General features: G+C 47.8%; 19 protein-coding genes. 6 read left to right on the plus strand and 13 right to left on the minus strand.

Annotated features, from left to right (window positions below; translation table 11 throughout):
* Positions 1-8: 8 nt before the first annotated feature.
* The 5 genes from CWB99_RS21455 to CWB99_RS21475 all read right to left on the minus strand — a co-directional run bounded on the left by CWB99_RS21455 (position 9) and on the right by CWB99_RS21475 (position 5,315).
* Positions 9-485: a GNAT family N-acetyltransferase gene (locus CWB99_RS21455; protein WP_138549959.1), complete on the minus strand. Its 477-nt coding sequence runs from the start codon at positions 483-485 to the stop codon at positions 9-11.
* 228 nt (positions 486-713) lie between these two features.
* Entirely contained in the window at positions 714-1,769 is a 1,056-nt protein-coding gene (locus tag CWB99_RS21460; RefSeq protein WP_138549958.1) for a hypothetical protein, read from the minus strand.
* Between the two features lie 11 nt (positions 1,770-1,780).
* Complete coding sequence (locus CWB99_RS21465; protein WP_138549957.1) at positions 1,781-2,842, minus strand: hypothetical protein; 1,062 nt, start codon at positions 2,840-2,842, stop codon at positions 1,781-1,783.
* A 309-nt stretch (positions 2,843-3,151) separates the two neighbouring features.
* Positions 3,152-4,195: a GGDEF domain-containing protein gene (locus CWB99_RS21470; protein WP_138549956.1), complete on the minus strand. Its 1,044-nt coding sequence runs from the start codon at positions 4,193-4,195 to the stop codon at positions 3,152-3,154.
* 382 nt (positions 4,196-4,577) lie between these two features.
* Positions 4,578-5,315, minus strand: a complete 738-nt coding sequence (locus tag CWB99_RS21475; RefSeq protein ID WP_138549955.1) for a helix-turn-helix domain-containing protein — start codon at positions 5,313-5,315, stop codon at positions 4,578-4,580.
* A 133-nt stretch (positions 5,316-5,448) separates the two neighbouring features.
* Here CWB99_RS21475 and CWB99_RS21480 point away from each other — a divergent pair, with 133 nt between their 5' ends.
* Genes CWB99_RS21480 through yiaA form a run of 3 tightly spaced genes read left to right on the plus strand, consistent with a single transcriptional unit; the run spans position 5,449 to position 7,069 of the window.
* Complete coding sequence (locus tag CWB99_RS21480) at positions 5,449-5,799, plus strand: hypothetical protein (RefSeq protein ID WP_138549954.1); 351 nt, start codon at positions 5,449-5,451, stop codon at positions 5,797-5,799.
* The gene (locus CWB99_RS21485) at positions 5,799-6,611 is read left to right on the plus strand and encodes a DUF2145 domain-containing protein (RefSeq protein WP_138549953.1); all 813 of its coding nucleotides are present in this window, start codon (positions 5,799-5,801) and stop codon (positions 6,609-6,611) included. The genes CWB99_RS21480 and CWB99_RS21485 overlap by 1 nt, the downstream gene beginning before the upstream one ends.
* Positions 6,612-6,622: 11 nt before the next feature.
* Complete coding sequence (gene yiaA, locus CWB99_RS21490) at positions 6,623-7,069, plus strand: inner membrane protein YiaA (RefSeq protein WP_138549952.1); 447 nt, start codon at positions 6,623-6,625, stop codon at positions 7,067-7,069.
* A 30-nt stretch (positions 7,070-7,099) separates the two neighbouring features.
* Here the strand turns inward: yiaA and CWB99_RS21495 are convergent, their stop codons facing one another.
* The 3 genes from CWB99_RS21495 to CWB99_RS21505 all read right to left on the minus strand — a co-directional run bounded on the left by CWB99_RS21495 (position 7,100) and on the right by CWB99_RS21505 (position 15,749).
* A complete protein-coding gene (locus tag CWB99_RS21495) occupies positions 7,100-12,883 on the minus strand; it encodes a DNA repair ATPase (protein WP_138549951.1) in 5,784 nt (1,927 codons plus the stop codon).
* 90 nt (positions 12,884-12,973) lie between these two features.
* Positions 12,974-15,067 (minus strand): SPFH domain-containing protein, encoded by a 2,094-nt coding sequence (locus tag CWB99_RS21500; protein WP_138549950.1) that lies wholly within the window; start codon positions 15,065-15,067, stop codon positions 12,974-12,976.
* Positions 15,068-15,134: 67 nt separating this feature from the next.
* Entirely contained in the window at positions 15,135-15,749 is a 615-nt protein-coding gene (locus CWB99_RS21505; protein ID WP_138549949.1) for an OB-fold-containig protein, read from the minus strand.
* Positions 15,750-16,172: 423 nt separating this feature from the next.
* On the opposite strand from CWB99_RS21505, the gene CWB99_RS21510 reads away from it, so the two are divergent.
* Positions 16,173-17,876, plus strand: coding sequence for a DUF4153 domain-containing protein (locus tag CWB99_RS21510; RefSeq protein ID WP_138549948.1), 1,704 nt, complete (start codon positions 16,173-16,175; stop codon positions 17,874-17,876).
* Here CWB99_RS21510 and CWB99_RS21515 read toward each other — a convergent pair.
* Genes CWB99_RS21515 through CWB99_RS21530 form a run of 4 tightly spaced genes read right to left on the minus strand, consistent with a single transcriptional unit; the run spans position 17,873 to position 22,077 of the window.
* Positions 17,873-18,457 carry a GNAT family N-acetyltransferase gene (locus CWB99_RS21515; RefSeq protein ID WP_138549947.1) on the minus strand — a complete coding sequence of 195 codons (585 nt, stop codon included), beginning with the start codon at positions 18,455-18,457 and terminating at the stop codon, positions 17,873-17,875. The genes CWB99_RS21510 and CWB99_RS21515 overlap by 4 nt on opposite strands.
* A 24-nt stretch (positions 18,458-18,481) precedes the next feature.
* Complete coding sequence (locus CWB99_RS21520; RefSeq protein ID WP_138549946.1) at positions 18,482-19,561, minus strand: hypothetical protein; 1,080 nt, start codon at positions 19,559-19,561, stop codon at positions 18,482-18,484.
* Entirely contained in the window at positions 19,558-21,579 is a 2,022-nt protein-coding gene (locus tag CWB99_RS21525; RefSeq protein ID WP_138549945.1) for a DUF3857 domain-containing protein, read from the minus strand. The genes CWB99_RS21520 and CWB99_RS21525 overlap by 4 nt, the downstream gene beginning before the upstream one ends.
* Positions 21,580-21,603: 24 nt before the next feature.
* Positions 21,604-22,077, minus strand: a complete 474-nt coding sequence (locus tag CWB99_RS21530; protein WP_138549944.1) for a CreA family protein — start codon at positions 22,075-22,077, stop codon at positions 21,604-21,606.
* Positions 22,078-22,224: 147 nt separating this feature from the next.
* Here CWB99_RS21530 and CWB99_RS21535 point away from each other — a divergent pair, with 147 nt between their 5' ends.
* A complete protein-coding gene (locus CWB99_RS21535; protein WP_138549943.1) occupies positions 22,225-23,187 on the plus strand; it encodes an endonuclease/exonuclease/phosphatase family protein in 963 nt (320 codons plus the stop codon).
* A 281-nt stretch (positions 23,188-23,468) separates the two neighbouring features.
* Positions 23,469-24,641, plus strand: coding sequence for a right-handed parallel beta-helix repeat-containing protein (locus CWB99_RS21540; protein ID WP_138549942.1), 1,173 nt, complete (start codon positions 23,469-23,471; stop codon positions 24,639-24,641).
* 322 nt (positions 24,642-24,963) lie between these two features.
* On the opposite strand, the gene CWB99_RS21545 is transcribed toward CWB99_RS21540, so the two are convergent.
* Positions 24,964-26,058, minus strand: coding sequence for a helix-turn-helix domain-containing protein (locus tag CWB99_RS21545; RefSeq protein WP_138549941.1), 1,095 nt, complete (start codon positions 26,056-26,058; stop codon positions 24,964-24,966).
* Between the last annotated feature and the right edge of the window lie 209 nt (positions 26,059-26,267).

Raw genomic sequence — 26,267 nt, forward strand, 5'->3', positions numbered from 1 at the left:
TATCACAATTAACTGGACGGAATTTTTCCATACATAATGTACTGCGGTCCTGCAGGTCCACCCAAGTACTTATCATCACAAACTGCCAGCCCGGCTTTTAAATAACAAGCGTAAGCCCCCGGGTTTTGACAATTAACCCCCAAATACAACCATGGGTAAGACGCATAATGGACAGACAAATAAGCAAGCAGCGCTTTTACTGCTGCAGTCCCCAGCCCTTTGCCCTGGTACTGTTTATCAATTACAAATGCACGTAACCCCAAAGCGCCAGCCGGGCAATACTCATATTTTTTGTCATAAGCCAAATCGAGCTTAAAGTAACCAATCAGGGTATCATCACGCCTGATCACATGTCTGTGTGTGGTGTCACATTCGTCTTCTAAAAACTCATCTGAAGTGCCTGCAAAACGGATCTGTTCTGGTGCCAGTTGTATCCTTTTAACAGCAGCTATATGTGATGGAGACAATTTTTCAATGACAACCATACCTATCCTTTTATCGTTATGACCTATCAGTCTCGAGTGTATTTAACACCAATTTGGGAACAAAAACAGTATCTAACAATTGCTCAGAGATCAAGCAAACCGGACGATTGAGTATCACACACTTACACAGCGCTGAATCATATGATGGGTTTAATTGGGCTGAAATGGCAGATCTGCCTTTATTGCATGCACCGGGCATGCAAAAGAATAGAGTACTTATATCTGCACTTATTGGTTCCCCAGCTGCTTCAGAAATGCCAGTTTTTGTCGTTCCTGTTCAGTGGGTGTATAGGGCACTCTGCTCAATTCAGATAGATCCACGCCATCAAGCATATAGGTATCCACGTTGCTGCGGCCATAGCGGGCTTTCTCCTGTGGCGAACCAGACATACGCTCTACCACAAAGGTTGTCAGCTTAAGTGCTGAAGCCTGTTGCGGCAGGACGCTTTGGTGGATCTTAAGTGGCAATAATTGCGTTCCTTCACTCAGGCGTTTTCTCGCCACAACATGAGACAGTGGCTGATCACCCGAAAACAGGTTGGCCCTGATCCGATAGATCCCGGCCTCCTGGACTTTAAGCCTGGCATATACAAGCAGATCACTCCCCTGTACCTGCGGCTGTTCCAGGTTAAGTAATTCGGCACTGGGTTTCATATAGTGGATCTGCGCCACCAGTGGAATTTCGTCTCCTCTGACGTGAGCACGAACAGTCAGTTGCAGTTCCCGGGGAAACGTTTTCTTTCCCTTAATACGCGATGTGTAGCTGCCTTCTTGCTCTATCAGACTTTGAGTAGTCAGCACTTTATTGCTGTCGACTTCGCTGACCGTTACTGTGGCGCTGTATATATCGCTGCCCGTTAGCACTAACTCTATCGGCTCTGGGTATACGAAACGATACTGACTGAGTTTGAGTGTCAATACCTCGTCTATATTCTGCGTCGGGATAGTGACAGGATAAAAATGATTAGGCGAGAGTCTGTCAGCATCTGCCGCTGTTAATGGCTGCGAATAGGGCGCAAACTGCAATTGCTGTTCATAATGCTGAGCAATGTGTTCTGCGGCTTCCGTCATTTGCACGGGAATATGTCTGTCTCGTTTTTGCTCGGGTGTTGTTTGTGGCGCCACCTCAGCAGCTGCTTTCGCTTTTTTAACAAGTGGCGCTTTCGCTGGCGTGTTTTTGTTAGTGTCGGTTTGAACCTGAGCAGGCTCAGCGTCACCGCTGAGCCACCAGTAACCAAGCCCGATTGCCACAAACATCAGAATAATGAACATCCGGGGCTTCATACCTTTCTCTCCTATTGCATCGCATTAAGCATTAGACGAGACAGGCTGTTATTCCCTGAGTTTTCAACGTAACGATAGGTACTCTTCCAGAACCAGGCACCCGTTTCTTCGGTGTATGTATTGAAGCTTACAGTGTTACCATCAAGCAGCTGTCTGCTAGTCTGAGCGGCGGTCACTTTGCCTTCTGCACGGTCATTGATCACAGAGAAATGGTCGTAGTTATCGCTCATCAACATTGGGTAGTGATATGGCATGAACCCACTAACAGCATCACTTTGAGACGCGATTTTTCCGCTGGTAGCGATACTTGTGCTACAGCTGCCAAAATCGTCAGCACGGCTTGCGCCACACGCTGAGTGTGTTGCAACAACACTATCGTCTGTACCTTTCAGGAAAAGCTTGGTTGCACCCAGAAACAGTGTGCCATCCGCAACAAAACGCAGTCTTGGTGTTCTTGCTTCAGGTAGCGCAGCTATTTGTCTGGCATTGTTCACTTTCAGGTCATTCAGTACACCTAACCGGCCTTCTACAGAGCCACCCAGCCAGGCTCTGATCGCCGCTTCAAGAAGTGGGTTCAGACCAGCAGTTCCCTGTGCGACACTGACAGCCAGGTCGGCCAGCTCACTACCACCACCGGCTCCGGCAATGTCAAAGGTGGCAACAATACTCAGCGGCGTAAGACCAGCATTTTCCAGCCAATTCGCCTGATTGTCCAATAAGTAACGCGCAACCAAATCGCCCGTAGAATGCGTAACAAGAATACAACCAGGCTGACAGGTTCCCTGTTGTGACATTTGTTTTAGTTTTGGCCAGACATAGTCACTGGCTATCTTGCCTTCAATGCGCTCTAATGCAGGCCAGTCAATGCGAACATCAGCATGTTGGCCCCAGAATTCTGACCAGTATGACTCACCATCGCCCGTTACATCAATTGGGTAACCAGAGGTTACTTGACTGGTCTGAAGACCATGAATAAGAACAACTTTGTAACCACTTGCAAACGTATTAAATGCCACCGAACTCAGCAGGAAAAGCCAAGACAGGCGCAGGTAGTATTTGATTTTGTGCTGCATAATTTCCTCTTTAATCCTATTAAAATCATTGTGTTCTGTGACCAGCCTTCAGATTTCTATCCGCTGGCAATCTGCCATACCACGACACTACCTACTGGCGTAATTGCACAAATATGACACTCATCTGACGTCTGACCTTTTGGTAAAGCGAATAATAAGCTAATGAGTATATGATCAAAAATCAACCATAAAATGAATGAAAATTAAACTTTTGTTAACGTATGTAATTTGGGGAATAATATATATGAGGAAAGTTGATGTACTTTTTATTGGCAGAAATCGTTACACAAGCACACTATGCTGAGCCGGCTAACCGGCTACCTCGACTCTGTCACGGCCATGAGATTTGGCCAGATACAGGGCCCTGTCAGCCAGCTCAATAAGCGTTTGCCAGGGTGCGCCTTCTTTATGTAGTGCAATACCAAAACTGGCAGTGATTTGTCTGATGGGGTTACCTGTTTTCTTATCCTTTACCGAGAGTTTTCGAATATCCTGGCGGATCATATTAGCAAAGCTGACCGCTTCACTGACACTGCTGAGTGACAATGTCAGACAAAACTCTTCACCACCGTAGCGATAAGCATCACCACGACCTTGCGCGTGGTGCGCCAACTTTTCAGCCACTTTACGAAGAATATCGTCACCTTTTTGATGACCAAAGTCGTCATTGAATTGCTTGAAGTGATCAATATCTACAAACACCAAGACCTTTTGCTTACTCATCGGATGAGTGCAGAAATTGACAATATCTTCGTCAAATTTACCACGATTCAGCAGGCCGGTGAGCTTATCTGTGTTGGCCTCTCGTTGCGACGCAAACAGTGCTTCTTTTAGTAATTTGATTTCGTCATAGGCCACCTCCAGCTTATTCTGAAAACCCAGTGCATTTTGCTGCATCATGACCGCTTCTCGAGTCAATCTGGATACATACTCCAGTACTTCGTCGTAAGCACGAGGATCCTGCTCAGAGCCCTGCCTTTTCAAATTGTGCAATCCATAGTGGCATTCAGATAAAAACGCGGAAAAATCCTGTGACGTCTCCAGTGTTTGCGAAATTTCACTCTGAACTTGGTCTATGGTGCCCTGAAATGAATGAGATATTTCATGAAACAATGCCAAGTCTTGTTGTGAAAGATATTTATCAAACAACTCTCTGGCTAAATGAGGGGGGCAACTCTGATAGCGCGCCAAAATCTGATCTAACTCTACATTCAATTCAGGTTGTGAGCCCACGACGTAGCAGTAGCAAATCGAATAATTTAACGGAGTCAGCGGGATCCGATAACGGATCATGATCGGCAAAGCCTGTTTCAGGTAGTGCGCAGAGCGCGTCAGTGTTGTGTCAAATTCCATATAGGTCCGTCAAGCCACATTGTCGGGGCAATGTTTTATTGTTTAATTATTGTTCTACTTTTGGAGCCAAGCGAATGCAATACTAAATAATTAGAAAAAATTAATCAATGATATCGTGTCATTTACAATTAAATTCATGTTACCTTTGCTAAAACATAAAGTATTCTCGCGATTAGGTTCAGGAAATATATTATTCACCGCCCCATACAAAGTAGATAAAATGTATTTAATTAAGGAACACCCCAACCTTAATTGTTGCTTATTACCATATAATGAATTCTCATTTACTCAACACTAGCCGTGCTGATAACACAATAAACAAAGTACCTATTTAAATACAACAAAGAAACCTTTCGTCGACATAGCTTATTGAGATATGTTGTTAATCATCCCGCCTGAGATCATTAAATAACCCCAGTTGCCAGGGGCGCATCGCCATGAATAACCCCACACTCTGACGCTTGTTCAGAGGTAACCGTGCATCCTGTTGGTTAAGCTGAGCAACTTCTTTGGTGAGCTGCTCAAGACGACGCCGTACCACACTGATGGTGGCATCACTGTAGCTTCCGCGTAAATAAAACCGAAAACTATCCTCACGGTTAAAATCTCCCTGTAAGAACTTGGTCAACACCTGTTGTTCGATAAACCGCTCAAGCGGGCCGCCGGGGATCCAGCGAAAATCCTGGGCTACTAAAGATTTATAGCGATTGTTAGGCAACAGCTGGATCATATTCAGATTATCTAATCGCGCCAGCAAGCGAATGCACTCCAGTTCATCTATCTGATACTGAGCAATGATGTCTTCAAACTGCCAGCCATCACGAACGCACACAGCCACCAAAAACAGTTTCGGATTCTCCATCAACTCCTGCTCCTGTGCCTGCGTGAGCTGGCTGACCAGTGACTGCTTTTGCTCTCCAAGTGCAAACAAGTCCGCCAAAGACAATTGCATCAGCTCACAGATCTGTTCAAGTCGTTGCAGGCTGAACTGCTCGCTGGCAAAAACCCGCTTTACATTGGCCTCGCTCATATCCAGTGCATTGGCAACCTCTTTATAGGTCAGTTTGTGCTGCTTCAATAGCTGTTTAAGTGTTGAAGTAATTAATGGGATCTGGCTCAAAGTATTAAATTCCTATACCTAAAGTCTCTAATTACTATACATATTAAATTTGAGTATACAAATTTAATCCCTCCGGTAAATTGGAAAGCAAGTCAACGCAAACCACACGGTTTGCTTACCAGGAGGGAAAGATATGACTCACTTACTTCGTTCAGTTTTATGCACAGCACTATTAAGTATGGTTTGTACGCAGGCAGTGGCCAATGACAGCCATGCATCACAGGCCAGCTATCATGGCAGTCAGGCCAGTAAGTACAGTGCACTTAGCGTAGGTGAAAGCGCAGTTGAAGGCGCAACGGTGTCTATGGTTGCAGTTGCCATCCCCGTTGCAATAATCGGGTTCAGTGCAATCTCAGTTGGTATGGCCAGTACCCGGGCCGCGGCAGACTTATCTGACGCCGCCAGCCCAAAACCTTTGCCTATTTGTGACGATGTATTAATTGCAGGACCTGCACCGGCACAAGCCCTTAACGAGGAGCTGTAATGATGAACTGGATACAAGGATTGTGCGTGGCCGCAGCAATATGTGCCAGCACACATACGATTGCAGGCAGCCAAAACAGTGGCGAAGCCCGCTTTGAAGCTAACCAGATTGCTCAGTTTGCCAAACAGGTTGAGCGCTACAGCGCACAACAAGGCGCGCACGTATTTGTTATCGGCCGGGTCGGTCGTCCCGAGGGCGACTTACCTGAGGGCATTGAATTTACTCATGTTGCACTGGCGGTCTACTCCGAACTAACGACCACAGAGGGTGAGAAAAAGCAGGGTTATGCCATTCATAATTTATATCAGCTAAGCGACGACCCCGGCACTAGCCAGCTGATAGTAGATTACCCGACAGACTTTTTCTGGTCAGTGCATGATCTCAAAGCGGCCATTGCAATACCCACGCGGGCATTGCAACAAAAGTTGCTGGATGCATTTGCGCAGGGAGTACCAGCCAAGGTCCATAACCCGCGCTACTCAGTGGTAGCCAACCCATTTAATAACCAGAAGCAAAATTGCACCGAGCATACACTGAATGTGATCAACGCGGCTTTATATAACACCACGGACATGGCACAGCTTAAAGTGAATACGCGGGCCTATTTTGAGCCGCAAACACTCAATGTCAGCCGCTTTAAACTGGCGCTGGGCTCATTCTTTAACGATGGGATCGACAGTAGTGATCACCAGGGTAAGGTGAAAACCACCACTTTTACCTCTATTGCCCGATATCTCAAGAACAATCAGTTGCTGGCCCACAGTACCGTGCTGACGCCGGATGGCCCGGTTGAATTGAAATACCCGCTTTAGGAGAAAAGATTATGACGCATTCAATCCCATATGCACCAAGTAAAGCTTTTAAACTGGCCTCTGTAGCAGCCCTGTTGATTGGTATTGCCTGTTACCTGATTGGCCTGTTCAACGCACAAATGGCCTTAAATGAAAAAGGCTATTACCTGATTGCCCTGCTGTATGGCCTGTTTTCTGCGGTATCACTGCAAAAGTGTATTCGTGACCGGCAGGAGCAAATCCCAACCTCAAACATGTATTATGTCTTGAGCCTGGCTTCCACCCTTCTGGCCATAGCACTACTGGTATTTGCCCTGTGGCGCGCCGAACTGCTGCTAAGTGAAAAGGGCTTTTATGGTATCGCGTATTTGATGAGCCTGTATGCCGCAATTGCCGTTCAAAAGAACGTCAGAGATAGTCAAGGCTTAGTGTCAGATACTCCTGCACCAACCGCGAATAGCACGGAAGGCGAGGAGTAAGCAGAGATTATAAGGCCGCACAGTGCGGCCTTATAACATATAAGGATTTTCTCCTCTTGATTCATTACCGTCAGCAGGCGCCAGCTGCAAATTCTCAAGCTTATCCAGGACCTCAGAGAGTTGCGCCCGCAACTCCGTATCATTACCCTGCTGTGACGCCTGATGCATTTGGCTCAGCAGCTCAGTGACCGCTGCTAACGCCTGAGCGCTGGCATCATCACTGTAGTTATCTACCTGTACATTAGCCGACTGAATACGTGCCAGCTGCGCCGTTAATTCGGCGATAAGTACCTGCTGGGCATCACTTTGTTTCATCTGTTCAGACTGTTGCTGATTGCTCAGTGACGCCAACACGTTATCCAGCGCGCTTTGATAATGTGCTAACCCTGCAACGGACTGCGCCAGTGCATTCGATATATCCTGAGCCTGAGCCGACATGTTGGTTTGCTGCTGCCTGAGCACTGAGTCCAGCGCTGAGAGCAGCGTAGCCTGATTGCTGGCAGCAAGCTTATCGCTTTGAGCCATTGCCTGACCGATCGTCTCGCTCAGTGTCTGCACCAGCTCACTTTGCCCTGACTGTTGATAAGCCACCAGCACTTCGAGCACTTCTTTGAGCTCAGCCTGCCCCTGACGAGTGGCACTGTCACTGTTCTGCACCGCCGAGTTTATTGTCTCAGTGATGGTCTCCAGCCAGTGCGGTAAGTGCTGGTTTTGCGCCTTGTGCTGTTCAGTAAGTTGCTCCAACGCCGTCAGGATGGCTGGCTGCTCAGCCTGTCGGGACAGTTGTTGCAGCTGTGCGGTCACGCCCTGTTCACCAAGAATGGCTCGCAATCCTTCAAACTGCTCACTGTAATTGTGACTTAACTGTGATTTATCCAGACGAGAGGCTATCTGTGACAACGCACCGCTCACTTCAGCTAACTGCTCAACCGCCAGCAATGCCGGACTTCCCGCGTCATTAGCCCGATTAAGGCGCGCATAGTCCGCCTTGATCTGAGCCCAGCGCTCATTTTCCTGTGCTGTCAGGGTATTGCGCAATTCTCCCAGTTTAAGCAGGTTTTCTTCACTGCCCTTACTGAGTGTTTGTGCTTCTCCCCGATAGTGATCCTGGATCAGGTTTTCCAGTTCGTCCTGATTCATGGCGGCGACTACCTTTTCGGCCATTTTGTTCATGTTGCGGTAACTGCCCTGCAACTTAAATGGTGGCTCAGTACGATAATTATCGTCCTGCGCAGCCGAGGCAATATATTGGGCGTTTACTTTAAGCACGGTTTCGCGAATGACCAGCAGCTTCTGAAGTACCGCTGTAATTTCATTCGCCTGGGCCTGAGAGTAACCATATTCCAGCTCGTTCAGAGAAATGTCTTCCCCTTGCGCAATGCGCACCAGCTTGTACAAATCAGCCATATTGCGGTTTGCCAGTGGCGCCAGCACGGCATTGGAAGTGAGTGCGTTCTCCACAAAGCTCATGGCAAACTCTTGCTCGCACCCGGCCAGTGTATCGCCCAGGTTGTAAATGTCAGCCCGGTTCGCCAGCATGTCGGGGATCTTAAAGCTTTCACCCGATTCGGTATACGGGTTACCCGCCATCACCACCGCAAACTTTTTACCACGCAGATCGTAGGTTTTACTCTTTCCATTCCATACCCCGTCAATGCGCCTTGAGCCATCACACAGCGAAATAAACTTCTGTAAAAACTCCGGGTTGGTATGCTGAATGTCATCCAGATAGAGCATTACGTTGTTGCCCATTTCGAAGCTCTGGTTGATCTTATCTATCTCTTTGGCGGCTGTCGCATTGATCGCCTGTGACGGATCTAAAGAGACCTGATCATGGCCAATAGACGGGCAGTTCACCTTAACAAAGGTCAGCCCCAGACGGTTTGCCACATATTCAATCAAAGTGGTTTTACCGTATCCCGGCGGCGAGATCAGCAACAACATGCCCATTAAGTCGGTACGCTTAGCACTGCCTGAGGCACCGATTTGCTTGGCCAGGTTATCGCCAATGATCGGAAAATAGACCTTATCAATGAGCTGGTTACGCACAAATGAGCTCAGCGGTCTGGGCTTAAACTCTTCCAGTTGCAGGCGCGATTTTTGCGCCTGCAGCACGTCCGCTTTTAACTGCTGATAGCGCTGATATGCAGGTAAAGCCTGCTCAATGTAAGCACTGGTACGGGCCAAAAACTCAGCATAATCAAGCGCCAGAGTCTGCTCTTCAATATGCAGGTGTTGCCCCATTAAACCGGATACGTGCGTCTGCGTCTGAACATCCTGCACCTGATAACTGAGTGCCTGGTGTTCCACCAGCAACAGGTAACTCGCCGCTTCAATCTGACAATTTAGGCTCGCATTGTGTTGCTCGCCATAAGCGCTCAGCCAGCCGGAAGCCAGACGGCATTTTTCTGACAAGCTGGTTAACTCAGCAAAGGTCTCTTGCAGCGTCTGCCAGAAGCCTTTGGCTTTCGCCATACTCTGGAACTGCTCCGCCAGTTTACGTGCCTCTGCCTGCACTTCAAACTGTGGCAGGCTGTTACTGCTTGCCAACACTTGAATGAGATATTCAGCGCTCAGCTGCGCAGAATACTGTGCCAGACTCGTAGTGTAATCACCCAGCTGCGCTGCAAAATCACTCATCTGCTCACTTAGCTCACCAATCAGTAACTGGTTAAAGCGTGGATCGTTCAGCGTCGTGGCCATCAGTTGCGCCTGAGTCGCTTGCTGCTGCAGCGGCTGTAATTTCTCACGCTCTAACGCAGAGACAAACAGCTGCGCCATCACCCGGCAGCTGGCCGGATAGATCAGCAACCCCAGCTCGCTTTGCTGTTTCAGTAACACACTCAGGATCTGGGTCGCATCAAAGTCATGAATGCCTTTTTCATAGCCTTCCTGATATCTTGGCTCAGCAAACGCTTGCACTAAGGTTAGTAACGAGTCATCTTGCAGTGCACGCTGCAGCTGTTCCATCGACAAGTCAGACTCACCTCGTTGCGCCGCACGCAGGATCTGCGCTGCCAAAAACTCACCGCGATAAATCTCTGCACTTTCGGAAGGCAAGGTTTGCGCCCAGTAATCCGCAGCCTCTGCCAACTGTGAACGGGCTTGCTGATCGGGAATAACATCGAAGTACTCGGTCCCGGTCAGGTGCAGCATTAACTCGTCATCACGAGGCAACAACGTCAGGTCCAGCACCTGTTTATTAACACTAAAGCCATGCTTGCCGATTTTGACGGTTTTGCCGCCATCGCTATAGATATCCTGTTTATCTCTGAGCGAGCGGATCCCCTGATCTTTACTGGCTTTGAGTTTAGCAGCAATGTCATCAGCTTTAACCTCGTCGCCAAGCTCTTTTAGCTCCTGAGTCAGACTGCGCAGCTTACTGATCATAGGATCAGAGGCAAAATAACTGTTTATCTGGTCCAGCTCGGTAAAGCTTTGGGTGCGCCGGCTTACCCCCTGTAAAATCCGCTCGGCTGCGGTTGCCAGATTCAGTGCCCGACGTTGGCGTTCGTCAATCAACTGCTGTTTATGCGCTTCAAAGCTTTCGTAAACATCATCCCGCTTTGCCAGGATCTCACCCAGAAACTCATCGTACTCACTGAACTGAGACTCCAGCTCCTCAAGTTGTATTAGCAATCGAGATAGCTGCTCGTCACATTGTTCAGGCGTTTTAGCGGCGCTCAGGGCGCTGGTGATGCTCTGACTGAACAGCTTAAAGCGCGCGGCAAACTCGGCCTTGGCCTCAACACTCCCGAGGCTTTTACGGCGGATCTCGACGGCCGCTTTAGCACGGTTAACCAGCGCATAGACGCCACTCACATCTTCAAGAATTTGGGTTCTTACCCGGCTGTCTTCAATCTCCAGATCCAGCATAGTGTGGTTGAGCAGATCCAGCTCGCCGCCCAGCGTTTCCAGAGAGCCGAGATACCCTTTGAGCTCAGTGACACTGTCGCTTTGCTCACTTTTCTCATTAATCTCCTGCAACTGCTCATGATACGGCGCCAGTGCTTTATCCTGCTGCAGGAAAGTCGCCGTGGCATGGCTGAGTATGCGAGTCTGCTCATCAATACTGCTTTGAATGGTGTTGAGTACATCCAGATTGATGAATTTCACTTCCTCCAGACTGATCACTTTCCCTTTGAGCAGTTTCAGCGCATCCAGACTGGCCACAAACTCACTGGCCAATTTAAAGCTGTCGGGGCGTACCTCACGCAGTACCTGATGGCTTTCCTGTTCAATATCCGCTTCGGCCTCTCGGGCACTTTGCTGGATCTGACTGACTTTTTCAAACTCGTCCAGCACCTGCTCTGAGGTTTCAAAGATGTCATGCAGCTGCGAATTAATGGTGCTGAAATCCGCTTCTGCCAGCCAGTGGTAACGGTCAAGTATGCCACGGGTATGAGAGATCAGATCTTCGTAATGAAAGACACTGGGGTTTTGTTCACTAATGGCCTTACAGACACTGTATAAATCAGAGATGGCCCTGACCAGATCCGGATTACCTATACGGCCAAGACCGCTTGTGGGTGCCGGCGCATTGGCGGCAAACTCTGCCGAACAAAAGGGACTTTGCCAGATCTGGATGGGGTGAACCCGCTCGGCTTCTTCCTGCTCTGCTTTAAAAGTCAGCGTTAAGCCGTCTTCATAAATGCCATAGCCATGACAATAAATGGGGTTTTGCAGGTTCTTTTCGATGATGTTGTAAGCAAACAGCGCATAACGACCTTCGGTAGGCTCATAGAACACGTACAGTACGTCTTCACCATTAGGCGATTTCAGCTGACGATGAAACTCCAAATCCTCTATTTTTTCTTCAAAATAGCGCGTCTGTCCGGATTGCAAATAGTATCCACCCGGGAAAATAATACCGTGGTCTTCAGGTAACTGAACACACGCCTGACCGATGGCATCCTGTCTCACTACCTGTTGACTGCGGCAATTATAGATAAAGTAACGCCACTGCTTTTCGCGATAGGGTAATACCCTGAGCAGGATCAGTTCCCCCACCTGAGCATAATACAACTCACAGTCTGCCAATGACTGATTGCTGTCTTCCACCGGCTCGCTGTAGATGCCTTCGCCAGTTTCCGTATTGTTCTCTATTTTGATAGTCAGGTCGCCACCAACGGTTTCGACAAACACTTTGTCGAGCACATTAATGTGCGGGTGTCGGCCTTCCTCATGCTGGGCACGGTCGGTCTTAATCCATTCAAAATCAAAACCGCTGTGCGCTGAGATGTCTCGTTCACCACGGTTGTCGATATAGTCGAGCGTATTGTCCGTGGCAATTTGCCAGCGGAATACCCTGACATCACTCAGCCTGTCGCCAATCTGGAACAGCGCAAACAGCTTGCCGCCCTGTACAAACAGGTGCTGCAAACAGGTTTCTTTGTAATAGGTATAAAGCTCTTCAAAGTCACGCAAAAAGCGGGCGTCGGTCAGAAACTTGGTCTCTGAAGGGTAAGGCTCAACCTCATAGTGGTCATCCTGCTGCACCAGCTTTTGCACACTGAATACATCACTGACGTGGGTGCTTTGCTTCAGGCCCATAAAGACGTTGTATGCAAAGATCAGTTTGTCGCCAATCAGTACTATGTCTCTGGGAATACAATTGTGCTCAGTGCGAACCCGGGCACGGCCCTGTACTTTCAGCTCAGTGCTGCCAAACGCATCAATACGTTGGCTATTGAGGTCATCCACCTGAGTGCGTAGCTCACTACCAAAGTTGCTCAGACGGCGCTTTATCAATTGATAGGAGCCCTGCTCCAGCGCGCTGTGTGATGCAGTGTCCTGGCTTGTTGGTTCCGTCATATCACTTTCCTGTAATCATATCCGGTGCGCAATACCGGTTAGCTATCACGCACCTTAAAAAACATTGGGGCAGCGCCCCAGCGCAGGCGGTTATTCCTGTGTTGTGTTTTTAGCTGAATTACCGTTCAGTGAATTGCCAAGCAGGCTAAGCAATTGCTGTTTTTCGGCATCTGAGGTGTTGCTTAACTGCTGGAAAAACTTACTCATATTGATGTTCTTCAGGGTCTCAGACGAAGCATTGGCACCTGCCAGCACGCCTTTGAGGTCATCCATCAGATTCCGCTCACCGTTAAGGTGGTCTTTAAACACGGTCTGCATTGTCTGGCTTTCGTTAACCAAACCATCGATGGATTTACCCAGTGTGATGGCGTTCATAAACTGATTGAAGAACTGACCGTCACCCCCCATAAAGTTGATGTCTGCATCGCTCAATGCCTTAGCCAGCACTTGTGCCTGGTGAGCTGCAATTTCTTTGTTCGCTTCCAGCTGTGCCAGCGTCAACTCTTTTTGCTGGTTCAGTTGCAGCGTAAAGCCTTCGTAGTCACGGGCATCTTTATCCATGGCGTTCAGAGCCTGTAGTTTCTCTTCCAGACCTTTGGCTTCGGCTGACATTCTGCGCTCAAGGTTAATCGCTTCCGCTTCACCCTGTTTCTCCATCGCATCTGCCATGGCAGTTTGTACTTCGGCATCTGCCAGGCCAATATCGCGCTTACCGTGCGCTTCTGCTTCCATCTTCTGCTGTAGTACTTTGGCGTCTGTTTCACCCTGCAATGCATTTGCTTGTGCTTTTGCCTTGATCACGTCAGCTTCCGCCAGACCTGAAGCAGCCGCTTCAACCTGCATTGCCTCTGCCAGAATTTTCTTCGACTCAGCCTGCTGGTTTGCAATACGCAGCTCAGCTTCAGCCATTTTTTCCATTTCACGGGCTTTAAAATCAGCAGCCTGCTCTTGTGCTTTTGCCGCTTCAATGTCTTTCACCAAAGCTTCCTCTGCTTCAGCCTGGGCACGGATCACAATGGCTTGCTTGTCACGCTCGGCAGCCGCCAGTGTCTGCACGTCTTTAATACGCTCTTGCTCTTGGGCTACGGTTTTCTCAACCGCAACACGGTCACGTTGCACATCTGCAATTTCTTTACGCTCCACTTCCAGCGCTTTTTCTTTGTTAATGCGCAGGATCTCGGTTTCTTTTTCACGCTCAATGACTTCAATTTCACGCGAACGGGCGACTTTTTCTTCTTCAATGGCCAGCACACGCAGACGATTTTGCTCAGCAATATCGACTTCACGCTGCCTGTTCTGCTCTGCAATCTGGATTGCTTCATCGGCTTTAAGGCGCGCTTCTTCAGACTTCAGGCGCTCTTCTTGCTTGACGCGCTCAGCTTCTGCTTCTTCGCGTGCCTGAACGGTTTCAATCTCACGCTTTTGCTTCGCTTTGGCATCTTCTTTCTGACGCTCAATTTCCAGCGTTTTTTCCAGTGCCGCCTGATTCTGGATCTCTATTTGCGCCTGCTCGTCACACTTTAACTGGTTGGTTTCAACGTTTTGCGCTGCGGTTTTTTCAGTGATACGACGAATACCTTCCGCATCGAGAATATTGCTCGCATCCAGTTTATGGATTGAGGTTTGTTCCAGATAATCGATGGCCACATCTTCTAATGTATAGCCCGACAGGTCCTGACCAATCACTTCTTTGATGCTGTCGCGGAACTCATTGCGGTGCGTGAACAACTCTTCAAAGTTCATCTGCTTACCCACAGTTTTCAGTGCTTCAGAGAACTTGGCTTCAAACAGTTCTTGCAGTGTTTCCGGCTCAGACGCGCGAGCACACCCCACCTGTTTTGCAACCCGCAGTATGTCTTCTTTATTTTCGTTCACACGGATATAAAAGGTAATGGCAATGTCGGCACGAATGTTGTCTTTACAGATCAAACCACTGCTGTCGCGGCGCTCCAGCACCATGCGCTTGGTCGAAATGTCCATCACTTCCATCTTGTGGATCACCGGATAAACAATGCCGCCTGTAGTGGTAACATCTGGCTCATTCTTCATTTTATTGATGATCAGGGCATGGCCTTGTTCCACCTTACGATAGAATTTACCAATCAATAAAATGACAGCAAAAATGACGACTATCGCTGTACCAACGATAGTCAAAACAGGTCCAAGGTTATTTAAAAATTCCATATCTCTTCCTGATTAATTTTATAAGTTATTCCCGGGCGCTTATCCGGCGCCGTTTAAAGTTGAGCCATCACCAGGGGTTGGTGACGACTGTATAGCTATGGGTTGTTGTGTTGTGTTCAATCAGCAGTGCTTTATCACCCTGAGTAAACGTATTTTCTTCATCACATCTGACTTCGACTAACTGCTCGCTGCCCTCATGGGACACGCGCGCCTGGCCAAATGTCGCGGTGACTTTTCCGGTGGCAATCACACATTCCAGTCCGACTAACGCGTCTTTACTGCTTGTTTGCTGACTTTCAAACAAGCCACGCAGAGGTCGCACTGCAGCTGCAGCCAACGGCAATGCCACGAACAGGCTACCCAGCATAAATGCGCCGCCTGTCAGGTAAAACATCACACCATCGCCAAGCAGGTACGCAAATAGCTTTTGAGCGTAAAAGCTAACCACCCAGCTCAGTGCAACGATTAAACTGATTGACACGGTTAAAGGGACACCGCCAAAGCCCATTTGCCACAACGAGCCGCCGTCAGCACCGCCCTCAACTTCGATATCGGCATCGCCGTCGAGCATATCGGGGTCGGCAAAGCCTGCCAAAGAAATCAGCCAAAAAAGCAGTACTATCAGCAGTAATGTAGAGTAGACCACTGTGGGAAAAGTGAAGGCCGTGTTTAAAAAGTCCATATTTCCTCCTTACACGGGCAATTATTGCGTTTATAAAAACGAAAGAAGCATAGCGCGGTAATGACCAACATGACATAAGCTCAGCGCCAGCTTGGTAAACAAACGTAAAATGAACGGTTTCGAGTAGCCAAATAACCACATGTGAGACTGGGGTAGCATATGCCCAAATACAAACAGTATACCTAACCATGGGAAGATTCTTTCGCACCATTTAAGTTAGAGTCTTCAGGCACTTATTTGACAGGTTCAAACATCAATGATGTCTGTTTACCACACAGTCAATCTGCCACAGCAAGACATAATATGTCAAACTCTTTATTGCATAATTCAGAGATTTGACTCGCTCCTATTCTTCTTTTACTTGCATTTCAGCCCTGTTAAGTTTAAATGACAGGAACAAGGAACTGATATTAAGAGACACGTATGGAACCATTGCCGGCTAACCGTAAATTGCTATTGGTCGCATTGCTGCAAAGCTTTTTTCTGATCATCCTGCATCAATCTGTCGACTTCGAATTTTGGCCTGGACAATCACCGCACTGGCTGTTTGCCGCCTATTCGTTGGTTATATTTCTGCCCTCAACTCTGATTTTCTCAAGCTTTACTCAACTTAAAGGATCGTTTTATATCCAGCTGGGGGTCTATGCACTGATATTCACACTATGTGGCTTTTATCTGGGCAGCCAGCTGCTTCCTGAACGCGCGCCTTTGCCTTCTCAGGCCTGGCCTTACCCACTGATCGTATTTTTGGCCTCAGTATTATTGGTGCCATGGATAACCCAAAACAGTCGTGCAAACTGGTTGCCCGGCTACGATATGCTAAGCGCCTCGCTGGGCCGCTTTTTATTGGTTTTCGCTGCGGCACAATTATTTACGCTGTCTGTACTGATGTTGTTGATGTTGTGGGCCAGTTTATTTGAAGTCATTGAAATCGGGTTTTTCACCGACTTGTTTTCTGAGCCCTGGTTTTTCTACCCAGCCATCACGCTAAGCCAGGCCATTGGGGTTATCCAGGCGCGCAGTCGCAGCAATTTCGCCAATCAGCTGTTCGCCATTTGCCGAAACTTTGCCATCTTGCTGTTACCAGTGCTTGTCACTGTGGCCATGCTGTTTTTCGTGGCTGTGTTTTTCAGTGAGTTAGACACACTCTGGCGTAATGGCGGAAGTAGCCTGATCTTTGTGCTGGTTGGGGCCATCGTATTGTGCTTAAACCTGTCTGGAGACGCTTTAACTCAGCGCCTGTGGTATCGCCACTTCATCGCAACAGGTCTGCTCCTGTTACCCTGCTATCTGGCGCTCAGCGGCTGGGGGTTATATCTCAGAATTGATCAATACGGTCTGAGCCTGGCACGACTTTGGGCAATACTGATTGCAGGCGTTAGCATGATTGTGTGCATGGGTTATGTATGGCAGCTATTCGTTCATAAAGCCTGCTGGTACAGGCGATTGAGCACAGTTAATCGACCGGTGACTTTGTGCCTGCTTGGACTGCTGATAGCAACCCAGACGCCGTTGCTGGATTTTCGAGGTCTGAGTGTTAACTCTCAGATAAACCGCCTCAATGCAGGGATTACCCAGCCTGCGGACTTCGACCCTCGCTATCTGTTGAATGAGCTGGGACGAAAAGGACTGACAGCACTCGAGTCGCTACAATATAAAGTCACCGACGAACAGCTAAAACGGCGGATCCAAACTGCACTAGCCCTGGAAACACAACCACTGACAACGCAAACCTTGCTGGATCTGATTGACATGCCAGAGCAAGATAAACAGTCTCTGCCCCAGGACTTAGTGACCGCACTGGAGACTTTTGCCAGACACAATACGCATTTGTTTGACCACGCCTCAGCGCTAATGCTGCGCGCCATTGCGCTGGATAATACACCTGAGCCAGAATACCTGTTTATTGCCAGGACCCAGCGCAGAGTTGAGCTCAGGGTGTTCTACCTGGGCACTGTAAATGGTGTGCAAGGCTGGCAAACGGGCTATCTGGATCAGAAAGTCTATGGTGAGCAGTCGGACGACCTGCTGGATGCCATCAAGTCAGGTAACTTTGATATTGTAGAGCCCAGATTTAAGGACATTCAGATTGGTGAGCATCGCTATGAGCTTCACAGCCCGTTTTAACGGGCTGTGAGTTTCGCTTTAAGGTGATTACGCACCGCGGGCCACTCAGAGGCCAAAATGGAATAAACGGCGGTATCACGAACAGAGCCATCCGCCAGAATCTGGTGGCTTCTGAGCACACCATCCAATTTGGCCCCTAAACGCTCAATCGCTTGTCGTGATGCGTGATTAAAAAAGTGCGTTTTAAATTCCAGCGATAGCGCACCACACGTTTCGAATAAGTTTGCCATCAACAAGAGTTTTGCTTCCGTGTTGACCGGTGTCCGCCGAACCGCTGCGCTATACCAGGTATAACCAATCGAAGCGCGTTTATGCTCAGGCTTAATATCGTAATAGCGGGTAGTACCAACAATGTGCCCGCTCGCTATCGATCTTACAACGAAGGTCACCTGATCATCTGAACCTTTACTCAGCGCTTTTTCGACATACCCTTGCATCTGTTGAGGTGAAGGCACGTTTGCATACCAGAGCTTCCAGCTTTGGCCATCCTCAACGGCTTCTTTAAGGTCATCAACATGCTCAAGAGCCAGGGGCTCAAGCCTGATGTACTGACCTTCCAGCGGCGTATTCTTAATCCACATTTTTAGACTCCTTTTCAATTTGGGTTAAAAGTAGCCCAACTTAAACTGAGCGTATTGCTCAGACTGAATAAACCCACTGTCACCACTGAAATCCGCCAGTTCCTGTTCGGTAAATTGAATTTCAAAAGTCTTTTTAATAAAAGAAAGTAGCTCTGTCGAAAATTCATGCTCGCCTGAGAACAGAGAAACCTGTAGTAACATCAAGTATCCATAGGAGTTGGCCGACGCACGATACAAAGCATCAATCGCCAGGGCAAAGCCCTCCTGTTTGTTACCCTGACGCGCCTGTAAAACGGCCTCTTCCATTAAAATTGGCGCGCTGCTACGTATCGCTTCAGGCACTTGCTCATACTCAGACAATGCCTTTGCGTATTCGTTGAGGTTGCTGTACAAGTTTGCTCTTAGCAGGCCCTGATACTCATGCTGGCTATCCGATAAGAGACGATTGCAAAGTGCTTGATGCGCCTCTGCGTTGCAACGCTTAATAAATCGAAACAATGATTCATGTACGATCCCAAGCGTACGTATCTCTTCGGGCAAGGCCAGATAATGTTCCAGTGCTGACCGTGGATCATTATTCTTAATCAGCTCTTCTATTTTAGAAAGTGCGTCATCATATCCTTTTTGTTCAATATGTGTTTCATATTCGCCCAGATAATTGACGACACTGGAACGAAACACATGATTGTGGACATCAACCAGTTTTTTGTCCTGTTTGGCCAGTATCAGATCTACCAGAGCATAACTGCCGTTGTTATTGGAAAAGATATAATGACTGTACCAGTAGTTCCCCTTTGCCTGACTGTGTGAGTAGGCAACATGGTCGAAACGACTCAAGCCCTTCAGCGCGGCAACCGTGACGATGGCGCTGTTCAGTGCAAACTCAGGATTGTCGATGCCTATCTCATTTTTGGCATAGGTTTCACTGGCTTCTTTGTCTATCAAGTCGAACAGCATGCTGTCGTCGGGATCCTTAAGCACGTATTCCAGTATTTTATTTGCATCATAAATAGACTGGGTGTCGTTAAGTAGCACTGTTTTTTTGGTTGACGCACATCCGGACGTAATCAGGATCAGCAGCAATGTTCCAATTAAACGCATCATAATGACTCTCCAACAAACTTCATCTTAGTCGTACGTTCCATCTGTTCCACGAAATCTCTGAATATGGTGTGATTGGGGTTAGTCGTAACCTCAGACACTGAACCACCAAATCCAGTGAACTTGCTGGCCTGCTTTAACTTGCTCAGATGAGCGGGCACCGCTTCAACCGGTACATATTCTGCGAGTGCCTCGTACTGGCTGTGAAAAGTCACGCGACGGCGGTCATATTCCATTGCGCTGTGAATGCGCACATACGGGTCTTCGAAAGATTTTTGATAAGCCAGGGCACTAAAATCAACGTCCATAGGCATCAGCAAAGTAACCCGTTGAGATGTTGTCATTGGGTATACTTTTGCCAGCGGTTGCTTGCGACGCACCGTCTGAGGTAATTTGACATACTGGCCGACATTGCCTGCACCTAGATAAAATTCAACTGAGCCGGAGTCTCCTGATTGCCAAAAATCGGGCACCCAGTAGGACTCAACAACCGTGATCACATTGTCGCGGCGATTATCCGAAAAAGAAATGGGGGTTTTAACCTGAACCCCGGGATAAAACTGCGCGTAGTAATTCAGTGAGTGTTCCTGAAGTTGCTTCTTTTGCGAAGAGGCCAGCTGATAACGCAATCTCTCTGCCTGCCAACCATAATAGTGTGATTCAATGCGCCATTGCACGGGCGAAACATAATCGGGAGCAACGATCATTTCATTGATGTCGATACCATGGCGTGCCGCTTTGACATCGATTTCTTTCAAAACGCCTGATTGTGCATCGACTAACAAGGCACTGCCGTAATCAGGCTGATATAATGCGTTCAGACTGTTTCCCTGATAACTAATTGTCGGGTCTACCCAAAATTCCTGTCCGTCTAGGGTAAAGTGAGTAATGACATGGTTAAACGCGCTATGCGTCGGCAAAAACTCATTAATATGGCTTCGCTTTTCAGTAGATACCAACGCAGGTTGCGCATCGATTTCGAGTGCCTGAAGCAGGGTATTCAGCAACAGGGTTTTGTCTTTACAGTCGCCAAAACGCTTTTCATAAACCTGATGTGGCATATTAGGCTGATGCGAGTTCACGCCAAGCTCTAAGCCAAGATATCGGATTTCATCCTGAACAAACGTAATCGCCTGCTCAATAGCCTGATCTTGAGGCAGTGTTTTTAGTTCATTGATATAAGCCTGTAACGCCGGACTCAGCTCTGTATTTACTTTGAACAGTTCAGCTGCCCAGGATTGTACTTCAAGCCAGGAGTTGAACTCAGTAAACTGAATATAGGGGAAAGGGCTAAACCAGCCAGGTAGTTCATTTTCGACGGTGTGCGCTATGCTGTTCTCCACGCGTACCATATAGGTTTGCATGGTATCGGTTTGTTGGTGTTGCACCTGAGCATTTGCGTCGCCGAACACTTTATACGCTACTTTTTTATCGCCGGGCAGTGTCAGTTTAAAGGTCAGTAAATCCACCGCGACGCCCCACCCCAGATTATCGAAGTAACTGAAACGCTCTCCCAGGACCGGGTTTGTACCAGACAAGCTATAACTCACATCCAGTTCATCTCCAACCCGCACATCCTGAAGCAAAATCAGTGCATCAAACAAGCCTGAGTACATGTTGTTTTGCTGATCATCTTCTGCATTGATCACTTTAATATCTTGCTGGTTTAGCTGATAAACTGCCTCACCCTCTCGCAGTATCGTGACGTTGTGAAATACCAGCTCCTGAAACGCAGGGTTAAACCGCACACGTACTGTGCTCCCCTCCTGCACCCCTGCTGCATCAGTAAATACATAGCGATTATGAGAAAAAGACGTCTGCTTTGTCACATCGTTCACCTGCTTGTCAACCAGCCGATAATGAAGTGGTTTGTGCAGGGTATCTGGTAATTTTGCCAGAGCTTGCTTATCGGCCCAGTCAGGTGCAGGCATGATAGTCACATCCGGACGCTCACCCAATGCCCGGGCAGGGCTAATCCAAACCATCAAAACGATAGCCAGAGTGGTAAATAGCTGCTTCATAATACTCAACTTATTGTATTTTAATTAATTACTCTGACCAACACGGTTTTCTGAATAGGCCTGAGTCCCCCACAGTGGCACGGTCGATAAGCTGTGCTTAAAGCTCCCTGAGGTCTCTTTGGTTGTATATGACAGGTACATCAGAGTTTGATGCTCAGCATCATAAATCCGTCTGACCTTCATGGATTTGAAAAACACGCTTTTAGACTGTTTGAACACCACTTCACCAGATTTGCTCTTGTCTATTTGCGCTATCATTTGCGGTGTAATCTCCCCAGTCTGACGACAAGCGATGGAACTGTCGCTTGGGTCCGACAGACTAAGGTCGGCTTCAATACTGGCGACGTGGCAAGTAACCCCTGTAACAAGCGGGTCTGTCATGGAGTGCAACTTGATGTCTTTGAGTGTAAATAAACCAAGGGATACATCGCCGACTTCACTGTCTGAGCAGGCGCCTAGCAAGGTAATTAGAGGAAGCAACAGTAGTCTTTTTTTCATCATCTTTCCTGAGACGTGTGTGTTTCTAAAGTCTACCATTGTCGCACAAACCTGCTATCAAAAATATCACTGGGATTTAAATGTACTGGTATTTACCCAATACTGGTCTAACTTTATGAATCTATTCATCATAGCTCAAGGTAGACCATGGAACTAACAACCCTCTCAAAAGGTATCGCAAAGAAGCTCAAACTGCTCGTAGAACGTATTGAGCAAAGTGATATTCCGCCATCAATGCTGGACGAAACCCTTAACATCGCTACCTGGAATATTCGTGATTTTGGAAAGCGACCACGTAGTGACCTGGCTATTTCACTCATAGCGCGCATATTGTATCAATTTGATTTAATTGCGATCACAGAACTCAGAGACGACCTAACGGATTTTAAGCGAGTAATGCGCCTGCTAGGACCCGACTGGCAATTTGTGATCAGTGACTGGCAAAGTGACTTTGGTGGCAACTGGGAGCGCACCGCCTTTGTCTTTGACAAACGCATGGTGCAGTTTACCGGCCTGGCAGCCGAGGCACAGCCCGACAGGCAGAAAGTCTCAGGCCAATATATCAGCGAGCAATCCTGGTGGCGTGCGCCTTATATGGCCTCCTTCAAAGCGGGCAATTTTGATTTTATGATGCTGGCTATGCATGCACGCTGGGGTACACGCCCCGGCCGGGAGCAAGAGCTGGCAAGCTTTGCTGAGTGGATCAAAAGTCGCTGGGTCGATAACGCAGATACTGTATTTGATGAAGATCTCATTGTGGTCGGCGACTTTAACATACCCCGAATCGGTGACCGTTTTTATCAGGCACTTACCCACTCAAGTGGATTACAGATGCCGCTGGCTCTGGCCGATATCCATGACACCGCCGCAAGTGCCGGAAATAAGCGCTATGATCAGATTTTACACCGCGCCAGGCAAGCGTTTAGTTATGCCGACAAAGGCGGTGTGATTGACTTTGCCGCCGACGGCCTGATGGCCGCGTTATTTGACGATAGTGGTATTCCAAAGAGCAAATGGACCTATGAACTGAGCGATCACTTTCCGCTTTGGGTACAGATCAATACCAATAATGAGCTGGCCATACTGAACAGTATTATTCAAAGCGAGTAACAATACATTACCTGAATAATAGACAAGCATTTCATTTAATAGCACAATGCATTTTGACGAATGATACCCGTCTGCTTAATCGCGTTGTCAGTATTGAGGAGTGGAATACTGTCGATGGCGCAGTAAATTGTGCCAGTACCTGTTTACGAATACAGTGCCGAACGCTGTATTGAGTGCTTTTGGCAGATCCTCCCCAGACAGGCAGGATATTAACGCACTATGTTGTGGTATTTTCGTTAACCAATTATAAGTGTACCCATGACTTCAATAAGGAAGAAGCAATGAATAACACGAAAACCTTCACGTTAACTCTGATCTCGGGCGCGCTGGCGCTATGTAACATCCCTCAGGTACTTGCTGCACAATGTGATGTTGTCATTCCTTCAAGCCACCACTTAGTGGACGGTGACACACTCGGTATTGTTGCAGGAGATACTATCTGTTTAGCTGCCGGTGAGCGCGGCCCACTGCGCATTCGAAATGTGCATGGCGAAGCTGGCAAACCTGTGGTTATCCGTAATGAAGATGGTACCGTCACAACCCGTCCATACGAGTATAGTATTGCCGTTGAGAAATCATCTCAGTTGCGCATTACTGGTAGCCGCGGTGAAGCAGGCTACGGTATGCGCCTTGGCGGTACGGTCGGGATTGGTGGACTGAGCGAGTATATTGAGATAGATAACCTTGAAATTTATCGCGCACGGTTTGCCGGATTGTTGATTAAAACCGATCCAACCTGTGACCCGGCTACCTGGCAGGAAAATTTCACCATGCGTGGACTGCGCGTTCACCTCAACTATATCCATAACACTGAAACAGGCGAAGGCATGTACATCGGCTATACAGGGAAGAGCCGCAAGCTGGAATGTGATGGTGTTGCAACCACAGTCTATCCACATAAGTTGACCGATGTAGATATTTACAACAATACTCTGGAAAACATTGGTGCCGATGGCATTCAGCTCAACTCGGTGGCAAGTGATGCAACAATCCGCAATAACAAGATCTACCGCACAGGCGTCAGCCCGTTCGATCCTAAATATCAAAATACCGGCATTCAGGTTGGCGGTGACCATGTCGTAGTGACGGGTAACCTGATCTATCGCAGCGGTGGTAACGGTATGATGCTAGATGGTGATGGTCTGACAATCCATGATAACCGCATTCTGTATGCCGGAGAAAATGGTATTTTTGCTCGTAACCCTGCTCAGCAAGACAGCACTGTAACCGGTGGTGATGCACACGTATATAGTGAGAACCTGATAGTCCATCCTGGCAGTTATGGTATCAAATTGTATGCAACGAACACGCAAACCCCGAACCTGATCAAAGAAAACACCATCGAGAACCACGGTCAGGTTGATGCAGCCAACCGCCCGATGACATTCTCTTATCTAAACAATAGCGTGCTCAGACAAGAGCTGAACAATCGCCATTACGTGGTGGAGCAATAATCTATCTGTTCCTCTGAGTAGAGCATCTCCTATGCTCTACTTTTTAAAAGTGGAGTGCTTTTTCAGCAACCAGATCTACTCCACTATGAAGCTTGTGGTTGCGAAATGTCGATACATCACCAAAGAGTGAACTAATGCGATACTCATCCATTGGTCACTGCCAGCTCAGTGCCTGAGGGCAAAGCAAAGGCTTAACCTGATAAGAGATAAACATGATAAAGGCGCAAGCGATTCACAAAGGCTTGTCTGCAGAGGCTCAGCACTGGCCACTAAAGCGTGTAAATTGACGAGCCTGTTAATTACACCTTAAAAAAGCTTCTATTTACTGAAAAGTCGCGGCGTGTTCATTTTTCTGTACCTGCTTGCGATATTGATTTGGAGTCATCCCAGTCACGGATTTAAAGGCCCTGGTAAAGGGCCCAACTGAAGCAAACCCACTTTCCAATCCGATCACCAGTACCGGCCAATGCTGATTTTCGGGGTCCCGCAACAGTTTTTGCGCATGCTCTATACGCAGCCGATTGATAAACTGATTAAAGTTGGCTTCTTTTAGTTGCGGTTTAAGTGCGCGGCTCACCCTGTACTCAGGCACATCAAGCGCCCTGGCCAAATCAGCAACTTTCAGGTTAGGTTGAAGATAGACCTGCTCCTCATGGATCAGCCTGTTGAGTGTATCAAGTAGCGGGCCACCGTCGTTGCTACAATTTACCGACTCCGTATTAGATACGGCGCGAGATTCTGGCACTGAACCAGATCTACCGTGTTTTCCGGATAAACTAAAGTGCCACAATAGCTGAACTTGCGTACTCACCAGAACAAACAGGGTAATAATTGAAACAGTCCAGTCTTTTAACTCCGGCGATTGAATAATGTAGGGCTGCATCGATTTACTGATCCCCACAGCCAGGCCAAAAGTGGCTAAAAATAACATACGTTGTGCTTTTTCCGTTTTGGTACTGTCATTAAAGCCCCGGCATCCCTCCCAGAAAGTCAGCACCAGTACGCAAGATGAGAGTAACGTTGTGAGCTCAGACAATACGCCGGTCAATACGGCGAAACGACTATCCACAAACAACCATTGTGCATTGGCGAACAAATAGCCCTGCTGTATCACCACCAGCAACGCGATTACAACAGCCAAAGCGATGTGCACCAGCCTAATCGGCTGGTGTTTACGAAACATGCTTCGAGCCAGTAACCAATAGCAGTTGCACGTTGCACACGCTCCCATACCGATTAAGTATTGGTAAGCACCGACCGAGTGGCCGGTAATTTTTTTGGCGGCAATCATGGCCAGCGAACCACAAAATACAGCGAATAATATATGCGCCGTTTGTTTGTGTTTAACACTGAGTTGCATCAGCAAGCAAGTCAGGCTGGTTGCCAGTGCCAGATAATGAAGAGATACCAGGGTCATAAATGAAGTACTCAATGTAGTGCGCTATGGTGATCATAATTACTTCACTCAGTTGCTTCAACGTGCGGTTGTAAGAAAACATTACAAAGCGCACATTTAAACTTCGGCAAAAAAGTCAAAACCCTGTGCCGACTTTCAAATACGGTGCGACGGTTTACGAATAACATGCCACATTAGCATTTAAATCAAACAGTTAAATTTTGGTGACT

The sequence above is a fragment of the Pseudoalteromonas rubra genome, assembly GCF_005887095.1.
Classification (GTDB): domain Bacteria; phylum Pseudomonadota; class Gammaproteobacteria; order Enterobacterales; family Alteromonadaceae; genus Pseudoalteromonas; species Pseudoalteromonas rubra_E.

What these genes read in the sequence shown, in the direction of transcription:
- CWB99_RS21460 (WP_138549958.1), bottom strand. Translation starts at nt 1,769, where the DNA reads ATGAAGCCCCGGATGTTCATTATTCTGATGTTTGTGGCAATCGGGCTT.
- CWB99_RS21470 (WP_138549956.1), bottom strand. Translation starts at nt 4,195, where the DNA reads ATGGAATTTGACACAACACTGACGCGCTCTGCGCACTACCTGAAACAG.
- CWB99_RS21495 (WP_138549951.1), bottom strand. Translation starts at nt 12,883, where the DNA reads ATGACGGAACCAACAAGCCAGGACACTGCATCACACAGCGCGCTGGAG.
- CWB99_RS21510 (WP_138549948.1), top strand. Translation starts at nt 16,173, where the DNA reads ATGGAACCATTGCCGGCTAACCGTAAATTGCTATTGGTCGCATTGCTG.
- CWB99_RS21500 (WP_138549950.1), bottom strand. Translation starts at nt 15,067, where the DNA reads ATGGAATTTTTAAATAACCTTGGACCTGTTTTGACTATCGTTGGTACA.
- CWB99_RS21525 (WP_138549945.1), bottom strand. Translation starts at nt 21,579, where the DNA reads ATGAAGCAGCTATTTACCACTCTGGCTATCGTTTTGATGGTTTGGATT.
- CWB99_RS21545 (WP_138549941.1), bottom strand. Translation starts at nt 26,058, where the DNA reads ATGACCCTGGTATCTCTTCATTATCTGGCACTGGCAACCAGCCTGACT.
- CWB99_RS21485 (WP_138549953.1), top strand. Translation starts at nt 5,799, where the DNA reads ATGATGAACTGGATACAAGGATTGTGCGTGGCCGCAGCAATATGTGCC.
- CWB99_RS21455 (WP_138549959.1), bottom strand. Translation starts at nt 485, where the DNA reads ATGGTTGTCATTGAAAAATTGTCTCCATCACATATAGCTGCTGTTAAA.
- CWB99_RS21530 (WP_138549944.1), bottom strand. Translation starts at nt 22,077, where the DNA reads ATGAAAAAAAGACTACTGTTGCTTCCTCTAATTACCTTGCTAGGCGCC.
- CWB99_RS21540 (WP_138549942.1), top strand. Translation starts at nt 23,469, where the DNA reads ATGAATAACACGAAAACCTTCACGTTAACTCTGATCTCGGGCGCGCTG.
- CWB99_RS21465 (WP_138549957.1), bottom strand. Translation starts at nt 2,842, where the DNA reads ATGCAGCACAAAATCAAATACTACCTGCGCCTGTCTTGGCTTTTCCTG.
- CWB99_RS21480 (WP_138549954.1), top strand. Translation starts at nt 5,449, where the DNA reads ATGACTCACTTACTTCGTTCAGTTTTATGCACAGCACTATTAAGTATG.
- CWB99_RS21535 (WP_138549943.1), top strand. Translation starts at nt 22,225, where the DNA reads ATGGAACTAACAACCCTCTCAAAAGGTATCGCAAAGAAGCTCAAACTG.
- CWB99_RS21505 (WP_138549949.1), bottom strand. Translation starts at nt 15,749, where the DNA reads ATGGACTTTTTAAACACGGCCTTCACTTTTCCCACAGTGGTCTACTCT.
- CWB99_RS21520 (WP_138549946.1), bottom strand. Translation starts at nt 19,561, where the DNA reads ATGATGCGTTTAATTGGAACATTGCTGCTGATCCTGATTACGTCCGGA.
- CWB99_RS21515 (WP_138549947.1), bottom strand. Translation starts at nt 18,457, where the DNA reads ATGTGGATTAAGAATACGCCGCTGGAAGGTCAGTACATCAGGCTTGAG.
- yiaA (WP_138549952.1), top strand. Translation starts at nt 6,623, where the DNA reads ATGACGCATTCAATCCCATATGCACCAAGTAAAGCTTTTAAACTGGCC.